Raw genomic sequence first — 22,244 nt, forward strand, 5'->3', positions numbered from 1 at the left:
TGTCTTCTAGCCACAAGCTTGTTCATGTTCTCGCTGAAATTCAGCAAGTAACATGGCTTGCTCCTCAGTCAGAGCTAGGTTACGCAACAAGTCAGGACGTCTAAGCCAAGTTCTGCCTAATGACTGCTTAAGCCGCCATTTGGCTATCTCTTTATGGTTTCCGCTGAGTAATACAGCAGGCACCTGCTTGCCATCCAATGTTTCTGGCCGTGTATAATGAGGACAATCTAACAAGCCATCCGAAAAGGAGTCTTGCTCAGCTGATTGGTTGTGACCTAAAACACCAGGCACCAAGCGCGCAACTGCGTCGATTAGTGTCATGGCTGGTAGTTCACCACCACTGAGAATAAAATCGCCGATGGACCACTCTTCGTCTACATAAGACTCGATGATCCGCTCATCAATACCTTCATAACGACCCGCAACTAATATCAGCTTTTCTGATGCTGCCAATTCAGCTGCACCTTGCTGATCTAGTTTTCGCCCTTGAGGGGACATATAAATTACTTTGGCGTTTTCTCCTGCTGCCGCTTTAGCATCAAGGATGGCTTGTTTTAATGGGTTAACCATCATCAACATGCCCGGACCGCCACCATAAGGTCTGTCATCTACGGTTCTATGCTTATCAGTTGCATAGTCTCGTGGATTCCAACTGTTAAACTCGATTAAACCGTTTTTAACAGCGCGTCCCGTTACGCCTTGCTGGGTAATCGCATCAAACATTTCGGGAAACAGTGAAATAACACCGACCCATAATGGTTTTTGCTGGCTCATTTAAAAGCCTGGATCCCAGTCTACAGTAATTACTTTTTCTTCATGATTAACACCCTTGATAACTGAATCAGTTAAAAACGGAATTAATCGTTCTGATTGGCCAAACGCATCTTTTTTATTTGCTTTCACAACTAAAACGTCGTTTGAACCAGTCTCCATCAAGTCATCGACTGTGCCTAAGTTATAACCTTTATCAGTTACAACAGACATGCCGATAAGATCTCGCCAATAGAACTCACCTTCAGGGAGTTCAGGAAGCTGCGCTGAATCAACTGAGATTTCCACATTGGTTAAAGCCATTGCTTCGTCTCGATCGTTTACTTGCGCAAACTTGGCGATAAAGCCCTTGTTGTGGCGACGCCAGTCACTCACTTCAAGAGATTGCCATTTACCTTGTTGCCCTATCAACCATGGGCTGAATTCGAAGATCCCTTGGGGATCATCAGTAAATGAATGCACCTTAAGCCAGCCCTTAATACCATAAGGGGCACCAAGCTTACCTACTACAATAATCGAGGTGTTTTCTTGACTCATGGTTACACTTACGCCTATTAAGCCGCTTTACGAGCGTCTTTAACTAACTTAGCTACGCGATCTGAAAGAGATGCGCCTTGACCTACCCAGTGATCAACACGTGATAAATCTAAACGTACTTTCTCTTCTTGACCCGCAGCGATTGGGTTAAAGAAACCTACTTTCTCGATGAAACGACCGTCACGTGAGAAACGGCTATCCGCAACCACGATTTGATAGAATGGACGCTTTTTAGCGCCGCCACGTTGCAAACGAATAGTTACCATACCGTCCTCAATTAGTTGACTGTTTTCATTAATAAGATTTGCTTCCCAATTTGGGAAGCTGGGGAATTGTACGAGTTTTTTTCAACAATGCAAGTTTGTTTTGGATTTTATTCTCTTAAGCGCGCTCCCTTTAATTGCTTGGTAGTTGAAAAGCTTAATAAATTTGTCATATGAACAAAAAACGGATGTGAAAACTCACATCCGTTTTTTAAATCTAGTGACGAAGAGCAGCCTTAAAATGTCACTTTTGCGTTGAGAGCAAAGTTTCTTCCCGGCTGTGTAAATTGTGTTAAATCAGCGTCGGCAGCCTGACCAGCAACACTTTCATAAGGGGTATATGCTTTATCAAGTAAATTGAATATGCCGGCATTCAACTTCACTACACCAAAGTCATAATCAGCAAATAAATCAACAGTCCCCCACCCTGACGTTTGAACCATGTCGTTATTTGGTACCTTTGTCATACGCTTGGCAAACTTAAACGCTCCTGTGACTGACCAATCGCCTTTTTCATAACGGGCTTTCACAAAGCCATTTAGCGGACTAATTGAATTTAAGTACTCATTGGTTTCTTTGTCTTTACCATTTATAAAAGTAAGGCCTGTATCAAATGAGACATTATCGTTAACCCACACTGTATAAGTTGTTTCAAGCCCTTTTATTTCGACTTCACTGATATTTTGATATTGGTAATACGTTTTGGGTGGCATGTTTGGAATGGTGCTTGGCTCCACACGCACAACCTTATTGCCTATAAAGTCCTCAAATTTTGTATTGAACATAGTAATAGTAAAACCATGTGATTCAAAATCACCTTTAACGCCAAACTCAACACTGTCACTGGTTTCAGGATTTAAATCTGAATTTGGTAAAATTTGGTAAAACGGTTCAACACCATGACTTTGATATGCAAGGTCATGAGGTGGAATTTTAAAACCTCGAGCGTATTGCGCAACAAGGTTAAGGTTGTCAGAAAAAGAATAAACTAAACCAAGCTTCGGTGATAACGCCGTTTCAGTAATATCAAAAAACTCAGCCCCCTCGTACAAGGCATCTTTTTTAGGCGTCATGTCATATCTATCTATACGAATACCGGCATTAAGGTCTAAAGAATCAGGTATAAGCGTTATATTGTCCTGAACAAATACCCCGAGCATACTTGTATCTGCACCAGGGAAGGTTTTCTGCCCTTCTTTATCAAGTAGTTTATTCCCTTGCGCATCAAGTCGTGTTTTATATCGTGGCCTAGCTGTCTCATAACTATCGTAATCGAAGCCATAAACGAATTGGTGATTGAACCCAGCTACTTCTAAGTTTTTATTCAGTACAAATCGAGCTCCCAAAATAGACTGCTCGAAGCGATAGTCATTGTAATCGGTATAAGGACCGGTTCTGCTTCGGCTACCGTCATTTGCACGTAGTTGATCACTCTTCTGCTCAAAGTTGGTGTAATAGACTTGTGCATTTAAATTATCGTAAAAAGCAGTCGCACTCGCGCTATCAAATGCTAAAGACACAGATAGGCTTTCATTGAGATCAGCTGTCTCATTAATTGTGGCAGCTATAACTTGCTCTGTTTCTTGGTCAAAAAAATCAACCGTTGCCAATAAACGCTCATTGTCTGAAATATCAAATTCTGATTTGATCAATACAGCATTCGAGGTGTAATCAAAGCCTGGTAGATTTTCTTGGTAATTTTGCGCTTCTTTACCATCTCTTCTCGTTAATTGAATCGATGTCGCATTTATCTCACCTACTTTCTGAGCATACGTAGCTGAAAAGCTCTTTTCAGAATTAACGCCATAGTAACCTAACCCTAATTGTGCATATGTGGTGTCATTCGCCAAATAATCTGATGGGTCCTTGGTTGAGATCACAACAATACCGCCAAGCGCATCAGAACCATATAAAGAGGACGCGGCACCTTTGGCTACTTCAATTTGTTGAACATTATCTATATCAAAGTATCCACGGCCAATAAGTAAACCAGCTCCACCTACATAAGCATCATTTACACGACGGCCATCTTTGATATATACCACACGGTTTCCACCGATACCTCGAATATTGAGTGCTTGAGCTTCACCTGTAGAGCCCGATGTTGTAATCCCTGTTTGATACTTAAATGCGGTATTTAAGTCCACTGCCAACTCACGTTCAATTTCTTGTTCAGTAACGACATTCACTGAGCCCGCAACATCAACCAATTTTTGCTCAATTCGAGAGCCTGATACAACAATAACTTCACTTTGCTTTTCAAACTGAGCTTCTTCAGCCGCAGTGATAAACGAACATGATGCAGTTAATACAGCTGCAGTAATACTGATCGAAATGGGTGTCTTCTTAAACATTTTTTTACCTCAAACAGGAAGAACGAATCAATTTCGAGAGCACTATAATCACATTTTAAATTGATCACAAATGATAATTGTTTTTATTATTATATAGATTTTAAGCATTCTGATAGGTATTATCAGCAAACGAGGATGAAATAACGTAGAGGGATTTAGCAATTTGCTCATAAAGCCAAGGCTATGGCTATGAGTGCGATAAAAATTTATAAACAAGAGAAAACAATGAAACACATTATTTCTATTGGTTTACTGCTTTTAACTATTAGCTTTAATAGCTCAGCACAAAGAATTGTAACTGCAGGTGGCACCATCACAGATATTGTCTATGCGCTTGGCGCTGGAGAGAAAGTAGTCGCTGTGGATACATCAAGTACTTGGCCACCTAAGGCTGTTGCTCTACCTAAAGTAGGCTACTATCGAGATCTGGCTGCCGAAGGTGTTTTATCAAAACAACCAACAATTATACTGGCCTTAGAAGGTACAGGTCGCCCCGAAGTACTTACGCAATTAAAGAGTACAGGTGTTGCACTCAAGCTTTATAACAAACCTAGGCATGTAGATGGGCTTTTTCAATTAATCAATCAAGTCGCCGCTGATCTAAACCAACAAGAAAGCGCGAAAAAACTTATCGCACAACTAAAAAAAGCATTGCCAATCAAAGCCCCCATTTCTGAATCTAAAGCATTATTTATTCTTTCAGCTGGTGAACGAGGATTGATGGTCGCAGGTAAAGAAACGGTGCCTGATTTACTTTTTAGTTATACAGGCGTGCGTAATCTAGCTCAACACGAAGGTTTTAAACCTTTTAACCGCGAATCTTTAGTAGTGAGTAACCCCGACTTCTTGGTAGCACCTAGCCATGTTGTAAATGGCGCGGGCGGCGCTGAAAAGTTCTGCCAACAGGCTGCTCTTGCGTTAATTCCTGCAGCAAAAGCATGTCGGCTTCTTATCATGGACTCTTTAATGGCACTGGGTATGACAACACGCTTACCTGAAGCCATCGAGACATTAAATGAATTTCACCTTAAAAATGTACTATGACCGGTCTTGCGCTTCCTACACTAAACTCTAACCAGCACTTAAAATGGTATTGGCTCAGTGCCATCTCACTCTTTTTTTTGGCTTGGCTTTCATTAAGCACGGGGCCAGTGGGTTGGGATTGGAAAATGCCAATTGCTTGGTTAATGCCCGATAGCTTTGTAACCGACTTCAACACATTACAACTTAGCGTAGTATCGCAAATTCGCTTACCAAGACTTATTCTGGCCATTCTGATCGGCTCAGTTTTAGCTTGCAGTGGGGCCGCTACACAAGCCTTATGTAGAAACCCTCTCGCAGATCCGAGTTTAATGGGGGTGACTGGCGGTGCGGCTGTCGCAGCGATTGCCGTCATTGCACTCGCGCCAAAGGTCAGTTTCATTAATGAAACCATGATTGCGCCAGCTGCATTTGTCGGAGCGTTAACGATTACCAGTATTATTTACCGTCTGGCAAACCACCAAGGACAAGTACAGATAACAACACTACTACTCGCCGGCGTTGCCATCAATGCGATAGCCATGGCGATAATTGGACTCTTTAGTTTCTTTGCCGATGACAGTGCACTGCGATTGATGACGTATTGGCAAATGGGCTCTCTGGGCGGTGCAAGCTGGTCAGCCATTACCTATGGTGCACCACTTATTATAGTAAGCACACTCTGTTTACTTATGAAAAAAAGACAAATTAATGCCCTTATGCTGGGCGAACGTGACGCAAGACATTTGGGCGTCAATGTAAAACGTCTGAAAACAGAAGTCGTCTTTTTCGTAGCACTCGGCGTTGGCGGTGCTGTTGCTATGGGAGGCATGATTGGTTTTGTTGGTCTGGTAGTGCCGCATATAGCAAGACTACTAGTTGGTCCAGATCTCAGAAAAATGCTGCCACTGAGTATGCTGCTGGGCTGTTTGTTAATGCTACTGGCTGATTGGATAGCACGTTTAATTGTTGCCCCGTCTGAATTACCAATCGGCATTGTGACCGCATTATTTGGCGCACCTTTTTTCATTTACCAATTAATTAAACAAAAACGAGGTATGCATGCTTGAATGTCATAACCTTAATGTTACACGCGGCAATAAGCATATTATTAAGAACTTGTCGTTTAACGCAAAGCAAGGCGAATTTATTGTATTACTGGGTGAAAATGGCGCCGGAAAATCAACACTGTTAAGTGCAATTTGTGATGATTTATCTTTTACAGGTCAGGTAACCTTTAAGAACCAGCTATTATCTGACTTTGACCCAAATACATTAGCTAAACAAAGGGCTATGCTATTGCAAAATAATCGCGTCAATTTTGCGTTTAGTGCAGCCGAGTTGATTGCCATGGGCCGCTACCCGTATCAAGAAAGTACCAAAGAGCAGGCCGACACCGTAGGTCAAATCATTGAGATGCTCTCTTTGGCTCATTTAGCAAATCGAGATGTCACTGTGTTATCGGGTGGCGAGTTTCAACGGGTGCAATTTGCACGATGCTTGGCGCAACTCAACGCACATAAAACGGATACCAAAGGCAAACTCATGTTGCTTGACGAACCGACCTCTGCATTAGATTTACACCATCAACATTGTACGTTAGGTAAAGCAAAAGCATTTGCACAGCAAGGCAATACCGTCATTGCTGTATTGCATGACTTAAACCTTGCGTCATTATATGCGGATAGGGTTTTATTACTGCACGATGGATATATCCATCAAGATGGTAGCCCGCAACATGTCCTTAAAACAGACATACTGCAACCTATATATAGAGCTGGCATGCAAATTAACCAGCATCCCAGCTTTTCAATTCCTATGATTTTTTCAGAACCTCTTACAGGAGCCCAAAATGCGTGAACAGGCAGCTTTTGAAGCACGCACTTTAGTCAGACAGTCACATGTTTGTGTGATCTCAACAATTTCAAAAAACCTGCAAGGTTATCCTTTTGGGTCTGTGTCGCCATTTATGACAGACAATCAAGGTCGGCTTATTTTTTATATTGCAGGGATTGCGCAACACTCACGAAACTTGAGTGAAGACAGTAGAATGTGTGCCACTGTATTTGATGCTGCGGAGCAAGGTGATCAGAATGCTCATGCCCGCGTTACAGTGGTTGGTGATGCGGCCCCAGTACCAAAAGAAGAATCTGAATTGCTACTGGCGAGATACGAACGACAATATCCAGAAGCCATATCGTACCGACAAGCCCATGATTTTCAGCTTTGGAGAATGGAAGTAAAGCGTGTTCGCTACATTGGGGGCTTTGGCCACATCTTCTGGATTGAACAAAATGAATGGCAACTAGAAGCGCCGCAATTTTCGCTTGAAGATGAAGCTCGCATGGTAGAGCACATGAACGAAGATCACCGCGATGCCAATCAACTCATTCTTAAGCTTATTCATAATATTGAAGCCGATGATGTAGTGATGACAACGCTCGTATCGGATGGCTGTTATCTAAGAGCAAATGAGAAAAACTATTTCATTCAATTTGAAACGCCATGTCATGATGGTATGTCAGTGCGTAAAGAGCTAGTGAGATTAACAAAAGCAGCAAGATCACAAGCAGAAACTGTAAGCGCCTAGTTTACGCCCTGCAAGCTTAAAACAAAAAAGGAAGCGCCTCTCGGTTGCTTCCTTTTTTAATATAATTATTCTACCAACCCTCAATAATACTTAATCATTTTGAGGGACTAAAGCTGGCGCTAACCACGTTAAAAATTTCTCATTTAGAACAACTAAATAGCAAAATTTTCGCCTTGTTATCGACAAGCTTTCCTTGCCTCAAAATAGATCACTTATTTAAAAGGATTGGTATTAAATTATAAATTAAAACTTAGGGCCACCACCCATCATGCCTGGTGGCATCATGTTTTTCATGTTGCGCATCATTTTCATCATGCCGCCTTTGCCCTTCATCTTCTTCATCATCTTTTGCATCTGGGTAAATTGCTTAAGCAGTTTATTGACGTCTTGTACCTGAGTACCAGAACCTGCTGCAATACGCTTTTTACGAGACCCTTTAATTAAATCAGGACGAGCACGTTCTTTCGGTGTCATTGAGTTGATGATCGCTTCCATTTGATTGAAAGTTTTATCACCGACCTGATCTTTCACTGCATCTGGTAGGTTAGACATACCAGGTAGCTTGTCAAGCATCCCCATCATGCCACCCATGTTCTTCATTTGACGAAGTTGTTCTGCAAAATCTTCTAGTGTGAAGCCGTCACCTTTAAAGACCTTTTCAGCAACTTTTGCTGCTTTGTCTTTATCGACTTTCATTTCGACTTCTTCGATTAATGAAAGTACGTCACCCATGCCTAGAATACGTGAAGCAACACGATCTGGGTGGAAAGGCTCTAGTGCATCAGTGCGCTCACCCACACCGATAAACTTAATTGGTTTACCCGTAATATGACGAATTGATAATGCCGCACCACCGCGCGCATCACCATCGGTCTTAGTCAGAATAACACCGGTTAGTGGTAATGCTTCGTCAAACGCTTTTGCTGTGTTCGCCGCATCTTGACCCGTCATAGAGTCAACAACGAATAAGGTTTCAACTGGATTAATTGCTGCATGAAGATCTTTGATCTCGTCCATCATGTCGCTATCTACGTGCAAACGACCTGCCGTATCGACAATCACAACATCAATGAATTTCTTCTTCGCATGACTTATCGCATTGGTGGCGATATCAACTGGCTTCTGTGAAATATCACTTGGGAAAAACTCAACATCCACTTCGTTCGCTAGCGTTTCAAGCTGCTTAATCGCCGCAGGACGATAAACGTCCGCACTCACCACAAGTACAGATTTCTTTTTACGCTCTTTTAAGAACTTAGACAGTTTACCAACACTGGTGGTTTTACCCGCACCTTGTAAACCCGCCATCATTAATACCGCTGGCGGCTGCGCAGCTAGGTTAAGCTCTTCATTGGCTTCACCCATAGCCTTTTCAAGTTCTTCACGTACTATTTTGATGAAGACTTGACCCGGACTTAAGCTCTTCGTTACTTCAACACCAACCGCACGTTCCTTTACTTGTTTAACAAACTCACGAACAACCGGTAATGCAACATCAGCCTCAAGCAGTGCCATACGCACTTCACGGAGGGTTTCTTTAATATTGTCTTCGGTAAGTCGGCCGCGGCCACTGATGTTTTTTAACGTTTTACCTAAGCGTTCTTGGAGATTTTCAAACATGTATTAGGTTCCAATAAGTCGTAATTAAGCGCATTATACTGATATGCAGGCGACTAATACAGTATTCAAGTAAAGACAAAGTTTCTTTTTATAACCTCTTTGCAAGAACGGTGGCATAAAATACAATAGCCTGTAACAAGGATTCTAACCTCTGGACCATATTTAATATGTTGATCATTAGCTTGTCTTTACTTGCCAGTCTTTTATATGTTCTTGCCACTGGGCACGTATTGTCACGTCTATTTCATAAAGAAGGTCCTAGTCACAAGCTAACAGTCTTGCTCAGCACAGGCGCAATCTTGGCGCATATGCTGGTGCTCGTGAATTCGGTATTTACACAAGAAGGCCAGGATTTAAGTACCGTTAATGTGGCGTTATTAACTTGCTGGGTGATTGTCGTGAGCGTCACGACGGTGTCATTGAAGTTCCCTGCTACTTTGCTGCTCCCTGTTGTCTATGGCTTTGCTGCTATTTTATTAATCGCCAGTTTATTCATTCCACATCATATTATTATGCAAAGTATTAATGTGGATTTAGGGCTGGTTGTACACATTTCACTGTCACTGCTCGCTTATTGTATTTTAATTATCGCCACACTTTATGCAGTGCAATTCTTCTATATAGATAAACGTCTCAAAGAAAAAGACCTTGCCATTATGAACAGTCATCTACCACCACTTATGTTAGTAGAAAGACAACTTTACCAGCTCCTTACTGTAGGCACGGGTATCTTTACATTGGCGCTCATGTCTGGATTTATCTTTCTTGAAGGCATGTTTGCTAAAGAAGTCATCCACAAAACCGTACTGTCTATTATCGCTTGGTTAGTTTTTGCAACTGTAACCCTCGGTCATCACCGCTTTGGCTGGCGTGGTAAACCCGTTGTTTTTGCTATTTTAGGCGCCTCAGGACTAGTCACATTGGCCTACTTTGGTAGCAGATTCATACAAGAAGTGATTCTAGTAAAGTTTTAACTTGACTCAGTACTTTCAGTAACGCTTAATACCTATTCAATATTAGAAAAGGGATCCTCTTTTGGACGACATATCAACCGGTACGCTCTTTGCGATTTTGGGCTTACTTATTTTGCTCTCGGCTTACTTCTCAAGCTCAGAGACTGGCATGATGTCGATAAACAAATATCGACTAAGACACTTAGAAAAAGAAAATCATAAAGGTGCGAAGCGTGTAAGCAGCTTGCTACAACGTCCTGATAGATTAATTGGTGTCATCCTAATTGGTAATAACCTCGTTAATATTGCTGCCGCTACAGTTGCTGCTATTATTACAGAAAGGTACTTCGGCGATGTTTGGGGTCCTCTTGTCAATACGATTGCGCTCACATTCGTAATTCTAATCTTTGCTGAGGTTACTCCAAAAACACTTGCAGCATTACATCCAGAAAAAGTTGCCTTTCCTAGTTCTGTAATATTGAAAGGTCTGTTAAAGTTGATGTTCCCATTTGTAATTGGATTAAACTGGATCACCAATGGCATTCTTAAACTGTTTGGCATTTCAAACCAAGACATTGAAGAGCACAGTTTAAGTAAAGAAGAACTTAAAACCGTGGTAAATGAGTCCAGTGCATTACTACCTAGCAATCACCAAAACATGCTAACGTCTATTCTCGATTTAGATCATGTCACGGTTGAAGACATCATGATCCCACGAAACGAAATTAATGCCATTGACATTAATGACGACTGGAAAGACATCGCCAAACATTTAACCAATGCACAACACACTCGCGTATTGTTGTATCGTGACCAGATTGACGATGCTGTTGGCTTTATTCACTCTCGTGATGCACTGCGTCTTCTTACTAAAGAGCAGTTCGATAAGCCGTCTCTATTACGTGCAGTGCGTGAAATTTACTATATTCCTGAAGGCACCTCATTAAATACTCAGCTTTTAAAATTCCAACAAAGCAAAGAACGTATTGGCTTAGTTGTTGACGAGTACGGTGATATTCAAGGCTTAGTCACACTCGAGGACATTCTTGAAGATGTTGTGGGTGATTTCACAACAACACAAACTCGTGCAGCGAGTGAAGAAGTTGACGTACAGTCTGACGGCTCTGTATTGGTTGATGGTACGGCCAACATCCGTGAAATTAACAAAGAAATGGACTGGGAGCTACCAACAGAAGGCCCAAAAACATTGAGTGGTTTAATTGTTGAGTATTTAGAAGATATTCCTCAAAAGCCTCTGGGAATGAGGATTGCAGGCTACCCGATTGAAATTATCGAGATCAAAGAAAACATGATAAAGCAGGTTAAAGTGTTTCCTGAACAAAGAAAGTGACAACTTTGATTTTATAAATTTTAAATATTAAAAAAGCCGCATTCGCGGCTTTTTTAATTTATTAATTGGTTTACTAATTTAGCTAAATAACCTCTCAAACCATGACTTATCTAACTCAGCTTCACATCTCTTTAATTGCGCACCATAGCGCCCTGCACGATGCTTTACTTTATTTGCTACGGCCATCAGCCATTTTTTCTTGCGGTAAGTGCCACGCTTATATCCGCCCCACCCTTCGTGATAGTTAAGATACTGCGCGTAGGCATCCCATTTAGAAATACCATTCACTTTGTGGGTTTTATTAACAAACCAAGCCATAAAATCTATGGCATCTTCGAAATCGTCTCTATCTGCGCCTGAATTACCTGTTTCGCGAATATAGTCTTGCCATGTAGGTGTTTTAGCTTGTGAGTAACCATAGGCAGAGCTTGCTCGGCCAATTGGAATAAATCCTAAAAAGTATTCCATTGGTGGCGCTGCATCGTGTCTAAACGAGCTTTCTTGATACATCATTGCCATTAACACATGTTTAGGCGACCCCCATTTATCTTGAGCATCACGCGCATCATAATACCAGTCTTCTTTTTCTTCGAAGATCTTACAAATATTATCAGGTTGTTTAGGAGGCGCCGTTGCGCAACCGCTCAAAACCGCGGCGAAAGATAGGGTAAGAAAACTTTTTTTAATTTTTTTCATTTTTTGGTGAACTTATTTAAATTCTATAAGTCAGAGCATATGAATACAGTGGTTTAGCATTGTTTCATCCCTGATTTAATATTTGCGCAGCTAATTTAGCTGCGCTTTTTTTTGCCTAGGCGTTAGCAAAATAATCATCTAAGAACGCTACAAAAGTCAAATCATCTTCTGCCACTTTTTGCTGCTGTGCTTCGTGAGAAGCGACTGCATCAGAATCGAGACTTGAGTTTGAGTAGGTTACAAATGTCTGAGACTGATGCGCTAACTTATACTCATTCGCCAACTCAATTGCATAGCTTCCGCCATCTTGTTGGTTTTGTTTAAGCTGAGATAAGAACTGACCTGATAGTGTCTTATTCGGCTCAGAAATGCATTCACGCCATAATTTGATTGCATTCTGATAGACATTCGAGTCATTTGCTTTGTCCATATACTGAGCCACATGCACTAACTCTGCAAAAATCTCGTCTGCCCATGTTTGCAAAGAAACAGGTGAACCATCACGTTGTAGCTCAAGGTCCGGTTTACGACCGAAGTTCACCACGGCTTGTAAATTAGCTTCTGTTAATCTTTGATCTTCACAGCTTAATGCTGGCGCGTCTTTAAGTAAGCAATAGGTTAAAAACACATCTAAGAAATGAACTTGCTCTAGACTGATCCCCGTCTGAGAAAAAGGATTAACATCTAAAGCGCGGATCTCAACATACTCAATACCAGCCCTTGCTAAAGCTTGAGTCGGGGTCTCACCGCTCTGTGCATTACGCTTTGGTCTGATCGGCGAGTAGAACTCATTTTCGATTTGCAGAATGTTTTTATTTAGCTGCTGCGGCTTTTCTGCTTTATAGTCAGCTAGATCACCATACAAGTCAGAGTGACAGCCAATTGCTTCGCGTAAGCCCGCAATATACTCATCTAAATTGTTATACGTAACTTTTAAAGACGATTGAGCACTGTTGGTATACCCTAAATCACCTAGTCGTAATGCTGTGCCATGCTCTAAATAAAGCGTGCCTTTACCCAAGGTTTCAAACGGAAGGTCACTTTCATTGCCTTGCAAGAATGATTTACACAGCGCTGGAGAGGCGCCAAACAGATAACTGATTAACCATAGCTCACGTTTAAAGTTTCGAATAAGGCCTAAATATTTCTCTGAAATAAAAACTTGTTTCTCAGCTGTGCTTTGCTCAATTTTTTGTAAGCTGTCCCACAAGGTATCTGGGAAGGAAATATTAAAATGAACACCGGCAATAGCCTGCATCATGCTACCGTAACGGTTTTTTAGACCTTCACGATACAGGGTTTTCATTTTACCTATGTTCGACTCACCAAAATATGCCAAGGCAATGTCATCTTGATTTTCGATGAAGCAAGGCATACTCATAGGCCACAAGAGCTCATCGCCCATTTTACTCAAGGTGTATTTCTGTAAATCTTGCAGTTGCGCTAACGTCTCTTTAGGGTCTTCACTGACTGGGGTAATAAACTCGAGTAATGATTCTGAAAAGTCAGTGGTGATATGCGAGTTCGTTAATGGATGCCCAGCGTCTTGTGGATGAGGCGTTTTGGCAATAGAGCCATTCGGGTTGATCCTTAATGCTTCTCGCTCAATACCACGCTTGATGCCCTTAATGGCTTGCTGGTGTTCTGCTGCAGAGAGTGCTTCTAAGCGAGTCTTTAATTCTGGTGTATTCAAAAAATTATCCTCAAGCCAATAGGCAATGTTCAATCAATGGGGGCACATCCCCAATACTCAAGCAATTTATTAACTATGACTCATAATTATCTTGCCGGCATGCTGCCCCGCTTCCATGTATTCATGCGCTAGCTGGATGTCTTGCAACGCAAAAGTCGAATCGACATGGATAAATAAATCGCCACCACGATACGCAGTCACCAATTCATTTAGATCAGCTTTATTCTTTTCTACCACAATACCGGAGACCGTTATGTCACTTTGCTGTGCAGCCGCAACGATCTGCTGGGCACTGATGGTTGGTACAGTCACCACTTCACTGCCTGAGTTTAAATTCGTGACCATTCTTTCGCCGATTTCACCGCCGACTAAGTCGAGTAGGTGTGCTTGGCGCTTTTGTGAAAAGAATGTCTCATAATCAACGACCTTTACAGCTAACTTTTGTAACAGTTGATGTGAAGGGCGATTACTTACTGCAACCACTTCTTTACCTTGTAATTGGGCTAGTTGGATTGCTAAATGACCTACACCACCAGTAGGTGCATTAATGTAAAGGGTTGACTGTGAGCTTGAAAACTTTTTTAGAGCCTGTATTGCGGTTAAACCTGCTAAACATAGACCTGCCACTTCTGATTTTTGTTGCACATCAAATGCAATTAATTCGTCTGCTTCAGCAATAATATAATCAGCGTAACAGCCCGGCTGTTTGGCAAACCCCACCATACCAGCGACAAATTGCCCTACTTGTAGGTCAGAGACTTGAGCGCCACACTGCTCTACAACACCGTATACGTCATAGCCCAAAGGTAGAAACTCATCAGCTTCTTTTGCTTGAGCAACAAAGCCTAAACCTGCACGCGTTTTCAAATCGATAGGGTTAATTGCACTGCTATGCACTTTAATAAGCACTTGAATGTCATTTAACTCAGGTAGAAGACATGTTTTTGCCTGAATTTTATCCGCAGCGCCGAACTCATCTATTCCATATTTTATTGCTTGCACAGGCATACTATATTCCTACTATTACACAAAGCATTATAGCCTTATAATCTAACACAGTTTTACACTGATCCCTATGGAGAAAATCATGCGTCGTGGCCAGTCAATAATCAATGAAGAAGTCACCTTTGATGACTCGCAACAACTTGTCTCTACTACCGATTTACGCGGGGTCACTACGTATGCAAATGCAGCATTTTGTGCCGTTTCAGGGTTTAGTGCCGAAGAGCTAGTAGGGAAAAACCACAATATTGTTCGCCACCCCGATATGCCAAAAGCGGCGTTTAAGGAGCTTTGGGATAAATTAGAACAAGGTCACTCTTGGCGTGGGGTGGTAAAAAACCGCTGTAAAGACGGTCGCTATTACTGGGTAGATGCATTTGTGACGCCTATTTTTGAGCATGGCCAGCTCGTTGGCTATCAATCGGTGAGAGTTAAACCTTCTGAGCAACTTAAAAAAAGGGCACAATCGCTTTATGATGCAATAAATCAAGGTAAAAAGGTTTGGCACTGGCGTGAGCAGATTGCGCTGCGACAGAGCCTTTCGACGATTATTGCGTTATTGCTTACCCTTGCTTGCTTTGTTTTTGCTGGTTGGCAACTCGGTGTTGCGGCTATTGTCACCATGCTGGCAATTTTGTTCATTAACTATGATGAACTGCTTGTGGTGCCTGCCAAGCTCAAATTACAGCAACAGCAATTCGATTCAGTCTCGCGTTACGTTTACTGCGAAGCGACACCTTTTTCTATCGCAGAATTTAATTTAGGTATGCTGCAAGCCAAGCTTCGAACAGTTTTAGGCCGTATGCAAGATTCTGCGTCTACTTTCAAAAATATCGCAACCGGACTTGATGAAAAGTCTTCCGATACAGAAAAAGGCATTGAAGCGCAAAGTGAGCGCTTGCGTTCAATGGCTGCAGCGATGTCACAAATGAGCCAAACTATCGGTGAAATTTCAAACAATACCGCCGATACCGCCAACAAAGTCGATAGTACGCAGCATCATTGTTTAGAAATTAAAAATACCATGCTCGAAAACGTTGATATGGTCAGCTCGCTTGCCACGCAAGTAGATGAAGCCGCGCAAACAGCAAATTCATTGGCTCAGGAAGCCGATAAGATTGGCCAAGTCATGACTGAAATCGAAGGTATTGCGGAGCAAACTAACTTATTGGCACTGAATGCAGCGATTGAGGCTGCTAGAGCTGGTGAGCATGGCCGAGGATTTGCTGTGGTTGCCGATGAAGTTCGTGCCCTATCATCTCGTACACAAAGTGCCACCAGCCATATTTACTCATCAATCAAAGAGATACAAGATACTTTGTATAAATGGTCAGAAGTGATGCAGAGCACCAAAGACAGAGCATCAAACTGTGCCGATGCAAGCCAAACCAGCCAACAGGCCTTAGAAGTGATTTTTGGTCAGATCAGTGAAATTGCCAATGCTGCGCAAGGTATTTCAACTGCAGCAGAGCAACAACAGATGGTGAGTGTGGAGATTAACGACAGCATCACCACCATCACCCATCACGGCAGTGAGAATTTAACCCTGAGTTATAAAGTCGCGGAAGATGCAGCTAAGTTGGTAGAAAGCGCAAACAAAATATCTGGTTTGTTACTGACGTTTAAAGTCTAAAAATTAGAATAAAAAACGCGATGTGAAATCACCGCTGCCGTCTCAATAACTTGGTAGCGCCGACTTTATGTCGGGTTCGTGCAATAACTTAAAAACGCGATGTGAAATCGCTGCAACCGCGCCCTCTATTTGGTAGTACTGGTTTTAATTCAGGCTCTTAAAACAAAAATGGCAGCTAAATCAGCTGCCATTTTTATACATAACCATACTTACTATTAATATAATAAGCTGTATAACTTTCTACGATATGCACCTGCCAAAGCATCACCATCTGGTAGGCTCGCAATCAAATCTAGGTAATCTTTTTTCGCAGTACCAAAATTTAAGTCTTTTCTTAGCACAGATAATAATAACTCTAGCGCTTGCTCTTTCTTACCTGCTTCAGCCAGTAGCGCAGCGAGTTGTGCTTTTAAATCTTTGTTTTCAGGGTCCGCATCTAATTGCTCGGTAAGAGCAATGATCTCTGGAGATTCCTGTGCACTTTGTGCGGCATTTAATTTGGCTTGCAGATTTTGGTAATACGGATCGCGCTCAGTTTCGACAACACTATCCAGTAACGCCTGACCATCTTCAAACTTTTGAATTTGAATGCAGATATCAGCCAGTACCAGTTTCACACGGGTATTTTCTGGGTCAATCGCATAGGCTTGCTTGGCATAGTTAAACGCCGCATTTTGATCGTCATTTGCCAGCGCTTGCTTAGCTTGCTCAAGTAATAAAACTTCCGGGCTTGGTAAGTGTTCAGCCAATGCCTCTTTAATTTCAGCATCGCTTTTAGGGCCTGGTAATACGCCAACTGGCGCGCCATTTTTCAATAACACTATCGTTGGTAACGCTTGAAGGCCTACTTGCTGTGCTAATTGAGATGCCAACGCTTGTTGTGTATCACAATCTACTGTTGCAATGAGTAAGTGCTCTTTGTAGCTTTGTGCAAGCGCAGACAAAATATTCGCTTGTTCAATGCACTCAGGTTGCTGCGCACTAAAGAACGTCATTAGAACCAGTTTATCGGCACTTTGCTCAGCCAGAACCTGCTGGATATTTTCAGGTGTTAATTGAATTTGGTTGTCCATAATTCACTTCTTAAATCTATGTATTATTCACTATATTGCGACTCTTCTCGCTTTTTCAAGCCTTGCTTTTAGCGCGAGGAGATTTAGCACTGCTTTTACCTTTACTCACACTGCGCTTACCCTTTTTAAAACGATTAAAACTGGCTTTGCCCTTACCTGCTAACCCTTGGAAACTCGCAGTTTGTGTGTCTTGTAATAAGCGATTTAAATGCACTTCAACTGAGCCCATAAACTGATTATACGATTGAGACTTTTGATAGATCTGCTCAAGAGATTGCTCCCAAACAGCGGTCATATCAGGGCGCCCGACACTTTCTGGCAACGCTTTTATCACGCTTTGCCCAATTTCGGTAGAGTGAATGGCTTTGCCTTTACGTTGTAAATATTGTCTTTTAAAAAGTAGTTCAATGATCCCTGCACGCGTCGCTTCTGTGCCGATGCCATCGGTCTCTTTCAATATTTTTTTAATCTCTGGATCGGTCACATACCGGGCTATCCCCGTCATGGCAGCGAGTAATGTTGCATCGGTGAAATGCTTTGGCGGCGACGTATGCTTTTCGATAACCTGTGCATCAACGCACTGCACTTGCTCACCTTTTTGCAGCATTGGCAACTGAGTAAGCTCAGCCTCTCCTTTTTCTTGCTTGTTAAATAAGACTTCCCAGCCTTTATCAATCAGGCTTTTAAATTTAGAGGTAAATAGCCCACCTTGAATAAGCGTATGGATCTCTCGCTCAGCGTAAACGCTTGGCTCAAAAAATTGCGCTAAGTAGTGCCTTGCAATCAAGTAATACACATTTTGCTCATTTTGATTCAGCGCGCCGCTCGACTTTTTTGAGGTCGGAATAATCGCATGGTGCGCTCCGACTTTGCTGTCGTTCCAAGCTGATGATTTTATCTCCAAATTCGCTTTGCCTGTAAAAGCACTTAGTTTATCGCTAATGGCATCAATGGCGCCCACTACTGAGCTGCGCTCTTTGTAATGGTCTTTTGGCAAATAACGGCAATCTGATCTGGGATAAGTGATCAGCTTATGCCTCTCATACAAACTCTGACAGGTATCAAGTACCGACTGGGCGTTCATGCCAAATACTTTGGCCGCTTCTATTTGTAGAGTCGATAAACTATGCGGCAAAGGGCGCGACTTTTTACTTTGAGTGCTTTTATCTTTGCTCACTTCACCCGGTTGGTTTTTAACTCTGCTCGCCACATTTTCAGCTAAGCCTTTAACAAGTACTCTACTTTCTTCATCCATATAAGGCTGACAGGCTTCGCTTGGTTGCCATTTACCTATGTAACTTGCACCTGCTTGGGTGTTTAACTGCGCTTCGACTTCATAAAACGGTTTTGAAACAAAATTGGCAATTTCCCAATCACGGTATACAACCAAACCCAATACCGGCGTCTGCACTCGACCAATGGATAACACACCTTGATAACCCGCTTGCTGCCCTTTGATGGTACTCATGCGTGTCATATTAATACCATAAAGCCAGTCGGCACGAGCGCGAGACAGCGCTGAAACCGACAGCGATAAAAAATCGAGGTTAGGTTTTAAGTTATTGATGGCTTGCTTAACTGCAGAGGGATTTAAATCGCTTATTAGACAGCGGAGTGTTTGCTCTTTTTGTGATTTAGTGGCGCCACAAAAGTTAATCATTTCATCTATTAAAAGCTGTCCTTCTCTATCTGGATCGCCCGCGTTAACAATGGTTTTAGCCGACTTAATTAACTTTTTAACGGTATTAAACTGTTTTTTGGTTTTACTTTTTGCTACTAGCTGCCATTGCTCTGGCACGATTGGCAGATCGGCAATCGCCCATTTTTTAAATTTAGGGTCGTACGCCTCAGGCTCAGCTTGCTCTAATAAATGGCCTATACACCAAGTAACAATATCGCCGTTCGCCGCTTCAATAAAGCCATCGTTATTCTTATGAGGTTTAGGTAGCGCATTGGCAATGGCTCTGCCTAATGACGGTTTTTCAGCGATATAGAGTTTCATTGTTAGATTTATATACTGTATAAATTAACAGTTATGATAGAGCAATGGCGCGCTAAGTGCCAGAGTTTAAGTTTCAGCCATAAAAAAAGCGCCCATAAAAGGCGCTTTGGTTAAATGATATGTTGAAGTCTTATAGAGCGTTGAAAACGTCGTCTGTTTTCGCTGCACATACAAAATCATTCTTATGCAGGCCTTTGATAGAGTGGCTCCACCAAGTGATTGTCACTTTGCCCCACTCTGTTAGAAGACCAGGGTGATGACCTTCTTCTTCAGCCATGTCGCCCACTTTGTTAGTGAACTCTAATGCCTGCTTGAAGTTTTTGAACTTGAATACACGCTCAAGTTGCATGATGCCATCACGCACTTCTGGAACCCAATCAGGGATCTGCTTAATTAATACTGCTAACTCTTCATCTGACACTTTAGGCGCATCCGCACGACACGCTTCACATTTTTGTGCACTTAAATCAGACATTACAAAATCCTTAACTTGCTAATTTTTCTTTAGGGGGAAACTTTGGCTCAAATAAGCCTAATTCTTTTGCTTCTTGTACCAACGCCATGATATCCATTTGTGAGATATCGAATAAGTCATTAATTGAATTAATTGTGTAGTACAGCGGCTGCATAATATCAATGCGGTATGGCGTACGCAGTACATCTAGCACTTCTAGTTTGTTGATTTCTGGCGTATCAGAGTAAACATACTGCGTTTCTCCCGGGCTTGAAAGCACACCACCGCCATAGATACGTAAGCCGTCTTCAGTTTGCATTAAACCAAATTCAACCGTAAACCAATACAAGCGTGCTAGATATACACGGTCTTTTTTCTCAGCAGCATAACCTAATTGACCATACTTGTGCGTAAACTCAGCAAATGCAGGGTTTGTTAGCATGGCGCAGTGACCAAAAATCTCATGGAAGATATCTGGTTCTTGCAGGTAATCGAACTCTTCACGAGAGCGAATAAATGTTGCTACCGGGAACTTTTTGTTCGCCAATAATCTGAAGAATTCATCAAAATCAATCAGTGCAGGTACAGGCTCTACTTGCCAACCTGTTTCACGACCAAGCGCTTCGTTTAACTCATGAAGCTGAGGAATACGATCGTGTGGTAAGTTTATTTTCTCAAGGCCTTCCATGTACTCGTTACATGCTTTGCCTTCAATGCACTTTAATTGACGTGCAACCAACTCAGACCATATTTTATTTTCTTCTTCGGTCCAAGCGATGATGCCATTTGCATCAGGTTGCTTTGATACATATTTACTTGCTTTAGCCATAATAACCTTCGCTGTTAGTTCGCTCTTGCCCCAGCTTGAGCGCTTCAACTTGTTGACTTGATACTAGGGAAAAGTAAGCAAAAGATTAATAGATGAGATGTTTCAAGGAATCCTGAAAACTCGATTTTTTGGAACCTTTAGTTTACAGCGCTGTACACAAAACAAAACACCACACACAAAAAAGGGACTTTAGAGCCCCTTTTGTGCATTTATAATTACACTAGATTTGCTTAAATGCCTGTTCTAGGTCAGCAATGATGTCGTTAACATCTTCTAAACCAACAGAAATTCGGATCAAACCATCTGAAATACCCGCGGCTTCACGCTCTTCTTTGGTATACGGCGAGTGTGTCATTGAGGCAGGATGCTGAATAAGTGTTTCTGGGTCGCCCAAACTGACCGCTAACGTACAAAGTTCAGTCGCGTTAATAAAACGCTCACCTTGCTCTAGGGTGCCATCGATCTCAAAGGCAATAACGCCACCAGCCCCTTTCATTTGCTCGCCTAAGAATTTGTAACCCGGGTGAGAAGGTAAACCAGGGTAATACACTTCACTGACTTTAGAGTGCGCATTTAAGAACTCAGCGACTTTTTGTGCACTTTGGCAGTGCCTTTCAACACGCACAGCCAGTGTTTTTAAGCCTCGGTTAATCAACCAAGCATCATGCGGACTAATGGTCGCACCTATGTCTTTTAATACCGTAAGCTTTATCAGCTCTATGTGTTCTTGCGAACCACATACTGCACCTGCGACGACATCACCATGACCATTAAGGTATTTAGTTGCACTGTGGATCACGATATCTATGCCAAAATGTTTTGGCTTTTGCAGTAGCGGTGTCATAAAGGTGTTATCCACCACGCTGATCAAACTGTGCTTTTTAGCAAACTGACCTAGCATCGCTAAATCAATCACCGTCATATTTGGGTTGATCGGAGTTTCAGCAAATACCATTTTGGTGTTTGCTTTTACAGCGTCATAAAGCTCTGCTTCGTTGGTCATATCTACAAATGATACTTCAATGCCCCACTTAGGCAGCATGTGAGAAAACAGCGCAAAACTACAACCATATAATGCGCTAGATGCAATTAGATGATCGCCTTGTTCTAAAAAGCTCAGTACAGAAGCTGATACCGCGCCCATACCTGTTGCGGTTGCTGCGGCGTCTTCCATCTCTTCAAGCTGTGCTAGCTTTTGTTCAAGCTCACGTGTGGTCGGGTTGCCAAGGCGCGTATAAATGTAACCCGCTTCTTCACCTGCAAAGCGCGCCGCACCTTGAGCCGCGTCTTTAAATTGAAAAGTAGATGTTTGGTATAGTGGCGCGGTTAACGCGCCATGTGGGTCGTCAAAATGGACAGGACTATGGATGCAATTGGTGTTGTCATGATACTTCGTCATTTTA

At 42.2% G+C, this 22,244-nt stretch carries 20 protein-coding genes; 7 read left to right on the forward strand and 13 right to left on the reverse strand.

Translation table 11 applies throughout. The annotated features are described in order from the left end of the window. Window positions 1-6: 6 nt before the first annotated feature. The 4 genes from trmD to AAEU28_RS05105 all read right to left on the reverse strand — a co-directional run bounded on the left by trmD (window position 7) and on the right by AAEU28_RS05105 (window position 3,925). Window positions 7-774, reverse strand: a complete 768-nt coding sequence (trmD, locus tag AAEU28_RS05090) for a tRNA (guanosine(37)-N1)-methyltransferase TrmD (RefSeq protein WP_138482613.1) — start codon at window positions 772-774, stop codon at window positions 7-9. After that, window positions 775-1,308: a ribosome maturation factor RimM gene (gene rimM / locus AAEU28_RS05095; RefSeq protein ID WP_058030694.1), complete on the reverse strand. Its 534-nt coding sequence runs from the start codon at window positions 1,306-1,308 to the stop codon at window positions 775-777. Between the two features lie 17 nt (window positions 1,309-1,325). After that, complete coding sequence (gene rpsP / locus AAEU28_RS05100; protein WP_017216164.1) at window positions 1,326-1,574, reverse strand: 30S ribosomal protein S16; 249 nt, start codon at window positions 1,572-1,574, stop codon at window positions 1,326-1,328. 233 nt (window positions 1,575-1,807) lie between these two features. Further along, entirely contained in the window at window positions 1,808-3,925 is a 2,118-nt protein-coding gene (locus tag AAEU28_RS05105) for a TonB-dependent hemoglobin/transferrin/lactoferrin family receptor (RefSeq protein ID WP_421963225.1), read from the reverse strand. Window positions 3,926-4,114: 189 nt separating this feature from the next. On the opposite strand from AAEU28_RS05105, the gene AAEU28_RS05110 reads away from it, so the two are divergent. Genes AAEU28_RS05110 through AAEU28_RS05125 form a run of 4 tightly spaced genes read left to right on the forward strand, consistent with a single transcriptional unit; the run spans window position 4,115 to window position 7,535 of the window. After that, window positions 4,115-4,969, forward strand: a complete 855-nt coding sequence (locus AAEU28_RS05110) for a heme/hemin ABC transporter substrate-binding protein (protein WP_421963226.1) — start codon at window positions 4,115-4,117, stop codon at window positions 4,967-4,969. Continuing rightward, on the forward strand, window positions 4,966-6,015 hold the full coding sequence (locus tag AAEU28_RS05115) for a FecCD family ABC transporter permease (RefSeq protein ID WP_421963227.1): 1,050 nt from the start codon (window positions 4,966-4,968) through the stop codon (window positions 6,013-6,015). Before AAEU28_RS05110 ends, AAEU28_RS05115 begins: the two co-directional genes overlap by 4 nt. Further along, entirely contained in the window at window positions 6,008-6,805 is a 798-nt protein-coding gene (locus AAEU28_RS05120; protein ID WP_421963228.1) for a heme ABC transporter ATP-binding protein, read from the forward strand. The genes AAEU28_RS05115 and AAEU28_RS05120 overlap by 8 nt, the downstream gene beginning before the upstream one ends. Further along, window positions 6,798-7,535 (forward strand): HugZ family protein, encoded by a 738-nt coding sequence (locus AAEU28_RS05125; RefSeq protein ID WP_421963229.1) that lies wholly within the window; start codon window positions 6,798-6,800, stop codon window positions 7,533-7,535. The genes AAEU28_RS05120 and AAEU28_RS05125 overlap by 8 nt, the downstream gene beginning before the upstream one ends. 243 nt (window positions 7,536-7,778) lie before the next feature. Here AAEU28_RS05125 and ffh read toward each other — a convergent pair whose 3' ends face one another. After that, window positions 7,779-9,155, reverse strand: a complete 1,377-nt coding sequence (ffh, locus tag AAEU28_RS05130) for a signal recognition particle protein (protein WP_058030699.1) — start codon at window positions 9,153-9,155, stop codon at window positions 7,779-7,781. Window positions 9,156-9,322: 167 nt separating this feature from the next. Between ffh and AAEU28_RS05135 the strand changes: the two genes are divergently transcribed. Together AAEU28_RS05135 and AAEU28_RS05140 are read left to right on the forward strand one after the other, a co-directional pair. Continuing rightward, window positions 9,323-10,129, forward strand: a complete 807-nt coding sequence (locus tag AAEU28_RS05135) for a cytochrome C assembly family protein (protein WP_421963230.1) — start codon at window positions 9,323-9,325, stop codon at window positions 10,127-10,129. A gap of 61 nt (window positions 10,130-10,190) precedes the next feature. Next, the gene (locus AAEU28_RS05140; RefSeq protein WP_421963231.1) at window positions 10,191-11,459 is read left to right on the forward strand and encodes an HlyC/CorC family transporter; all 1,269 of its coding nucleotides are present in this window, start codon (window positions 10,191-10,193) and stop codon (window positions 11,457-11,459) included. Window positions 11,460-11,537: 78 nt separating this feature from the next. On the opposite strand, the gene AAEU28_RS05145 is transcribed toward AAEU28_RS05140, so the two are convergent. The 3 genes from AAEU28_RS05145 to AAEU28_RS05155 all read right to left on the reverse strand — a co-directional run bounded on the left by AAEU28_RS05145 (window position 11,538) and on the right by AAEU28_RS05155 (window position 14,856). Beyond that, complete coding sequence (locus tag AAEU28_RS05145; protein ID WP_421963232.1) at window positions 11,538-12,155, reverse strand: transglycosylase SLT domain-containing protein; 618 nt, start codon at window positions 12,153-12,155, stop codon at window positions 11,538-11,540. A 115-nt stretch (window positions 12,156-12,270) separates the two neighbouring features. Next, a complete protein-coding gene (gshA, locus tag AAEU28_RS05150; protein WP_421963233.1) occupies window positions 12,271-13,848 on the reverse strand; it encodes a glutamate--cysteine ligase in 1,578 nt (525 codons plus the stop codon). 69 nt (window positions 13,849-13,917) lie between these two features. After that, window positions 13,918-14,856 (reverse strand): NADP-dependent oxidoreductase, encoded by a 939-nt coding sequence (locus tag AAEU28_RS05155; protein WP_421963234.1) that lies wholly within the window; start codon window positions 14,854-14,856, stop codon window positions 13,918-13,920. Window positions 14,857-14,935: 79 nt separating this feature from the next. Between AAEU28_RS05155 and AAEU28_RS05160 the strand changes: the two genes are divergently transcribed. After that, a complete protein-coding gene (locus tag AAEU28_RS05160) occupies window positions 14,936-16,483 on the forward strand; it encodes a methyl-accepting chemotaxis protein (RefSeq protein ID WP_421963235.1) in 1,548 nt (515 codons plus the stop codon). 215 nt (window positions 16,484-16,698) lie between these two features. Here the strand turns inward: AAEU28_RS05160 and AAEU28_RS05165 are convergent, their stop codons facing one another. The 5 genes from AAEU28_RS05165 to AAEU28_RS05185 all read right to left on the reverse strand — a co-directional run bounded on the left by AAEU28_RS05165 (window position 16,699) and on the right by AAEU28_RS05185 (window position 22,240). After that, a complete protein-coding gene (locus tag AAEU28_RS05165) occupies window positions 16,699-17,556 on the reverse strand; it encodes a tetratricopeptide repeat protein (RefSeq protein WP_421963236.1) in 858 nt (285 codons plus the stop codon). 55 nt (window positions 17,557-17,611) lie between these two features. Further along, a complete protein-coding gene (locus AAEU28_RS05170) occupies window positions 17,612-19,558 on the reverse strand; it encodes a DNA topoisomerase III (protein ID WP_421963237.1) in 1,947 nt (648 codons plus the stop codon). Between the two features lie 130 nt (window positions 19,559-19,688). Then, window positions 19,689-20,033, reverse strand: a complete 345-nt coding sequence (locus AAEU28_RS05175; RefSeq protein ID WP_130255287.1) for a 4a-hydroxytetrahydrobiopterin dehydratase — start codon at window positions 20,031-20,033, stop codon at window positions 19,689-19,691. 10 nt (window positions 20,034-20,043) lie between these two features. Further along, window positions 20,044-20,841: a phenylalanine 4-monooxygenase gene (gene phhA, locus AAEU28_RS05180; protein ID WP_421963238.1), complete on the reverse strand. Its 798-nt coding sequence runs from the start codon at window positions 20,839-20,841 to the stop codon at window positions 20,044-20,046. Between the two features lie 220 nt (window positions 20,842-21,061). Then, window positions 21,062-22,240 carry a trans-sulfuration enzyme family protein gene (locus tag AAEU28_RS05185; RefSeq protein ID WP_421963239.1) on the reverse strand — a complete coding sequence of 393 codons (1,179 nt, stop codon included), beginning with the start codon at window positions 22,238-22,240 and terminating at the stop codon, window positions 21,062-21,064. Window positions 22,241-22,244: the final 4 nt, after the last annotated feature.

This window comes from Pseudoalteromonas sp. SS15 (genome assembly GCF_049257195.1).
In the GTDB taxonomy this organism is placed as follows: domain Bacteria; phylum Pseudomonadota; class Gammaproteobacteria; order Enterobacterales; family Alteromonadaceae; genus Pseudoalteromonas.